Origin of the sequence: Nocardia sp. NPDC050408 (assembly GCF_044458905.1) — a bacterium.
Lineage (GTDB): Bacteria > Actinomycetota > Actinomycetes > Mycobacteriales > Mycobacteriaceae > Nocardia.
The window spans coordinates 16,393-17,681 of the sequence record NZ_JBITIL010000027.1 but is presented as its reverse complement, the minus strand read 5'-3'; the positions used below and the strand labels follow the sequence as shown (position 1 = coordinate 17,681).

At 65.6% G+C, this 1,289-nt stretch carries 2 protein-coding genes; both read right to left on the bottom strand.

Annotated features, from left to right (window positions below):
• Positions 1-292: 292 nt before the first annotated feature.
• On the bottom strand, positions 293-559 hold the full coding sequence (locus ACIBJI_RS39085) for a hypothetical protein (RefSeq protein WP_397088083.1): 267 nt from the start codon (positions 557-559) through the stop codon (positions 293-295).
• A gap of 7 nt (positions 560-566) precedes the next feature.
• On the bottom strand, positions 567-1,259 hold the full coding sequence (locus ACIBJI_RS39080) for a hypothetical protein (protein WP_397088081.1): 693 nt from the start codon (positions 1,257-1,259) through the stop codon (positions 567-569).
• Positions 1,260-1,289: the final 30 nt, after the last annotated feature.

The window sequence follows — 1,289 nt, the reverse complement described above, 5'->3', positions numbered from 1 at the left end:
ATTCCACCATCTCCGCGGTCGAGATCGAACTCGTACGCACGGCATGAAGATGTTCATACCAATTCCGGCGCCAGCGGATAGCCGAACTGGGGTCTGCCGTTGGATCGGGTCCATGTGACTCACCAGCGGGGCGGTGGTGACCGGGGCAAGCCGACTCGCCGGACGCAGCGACTTCCGCGGGCCGGAACTCGGGGTCACACCTCCCACCGGGGTTAAACGTAGCCAACTTCATCGAGGATTTCCGCTGGCAGGGCGTTACCGTTCCGTGCTGCGAGCGAGCACCGGATCCGCGCTATCGCGATGGCTCCGGTGGCGGGGAACGGCGGTGTGCCGGAATGACTTCGGTCCAGAAGTCGTGGCGGACGGCGTCCCAGAGTTGGGCCAGTTTCGGGAGGCGTTCGCGTGCTTCGACGAGGTCGGGATAGCCGCCAGGGTCGAAGGTGGCCAGTGGTGTCGGGTCGGATATGTTGTGTACGCACATGATTTGGATTACGTGACGGTGGTCCAGCTGCCAGGTTGCTTGCAGGCGATCGACTTCGGTTCGGTGGATGCCGTCCATTCGGCGGCTATGAACCGATGGCACGGGTGGGGTGGGAATCCTTGTCGGTGAGCGCGTCCAGCACATCCAGCAGCGTTGCGAGATCAGGGCCGTGCCACGCCGACGGCTCGTTTCTGATCGGTTCGAATGGCAGGCCGCGAGCCGCGGCGCGTTCGCGCGGGCTCATGGCCGGTGGGACGAGCGCGCCTGCGCGGACCAGACGTCTGAGAGCCGCGGACTTCATGGGGCAGGTGATAGCGCGGCATGTTATGTGCTGCTGCATGATTCGATGTGACTCGGCGACGGTGAGCGCATGGTCGGGGTGCGCGTGGTCCGGAGTGATGCTGCTGAGCATGGCGCGCGCCCATGTCACCGGCGGGCAGACTGTTTCGAGGTCGCAGGTTTCGCAGACGCGGGCGGGTGTGTTGTCCACGCTGGCCAGGTCGTAGACGATCAGGGCGGCGGCTTGCACACCGGTGGCGATGGTGAGGCCGTAGCCGATCGGGTCGGTGTCCGGATGCTCCGGTGGACGGACCGTGTAGAGGTAGTGGTACCCCAGATGTTCTGCGTGGCGGCGGATCTCGGCCGCATGTCGCGGCGCGGCAAGGCCGGACACGCCGGTCCGGACCAGGCCGACCGCCTTGGGTTTGCGCGCGTCACCCTCGTCCGGACGAGCACGGACGTAGGCTGTATTCGGCTGTCCCGCTTGGATGTTCGTCATGTCCGCGAACCTTCGCATCGGCGTATCGGT

Coding starts and splice junctions, on each gene's coding strand:
- ACIBJI_RS39080 (WP_397088081.1), bottom strand. CDS start 1,259: ATGACGAACATCCAAGCGGGACAGCCGAATACAGCCTACGTCCGTGCT.
- ACIBJI_RS39085 (WP_397088083.1), bottom strand. CDS start 559: ATGGACGGCATCCACCGAACCGAAGTCGATCGCCTGCAAGCAACCTGG.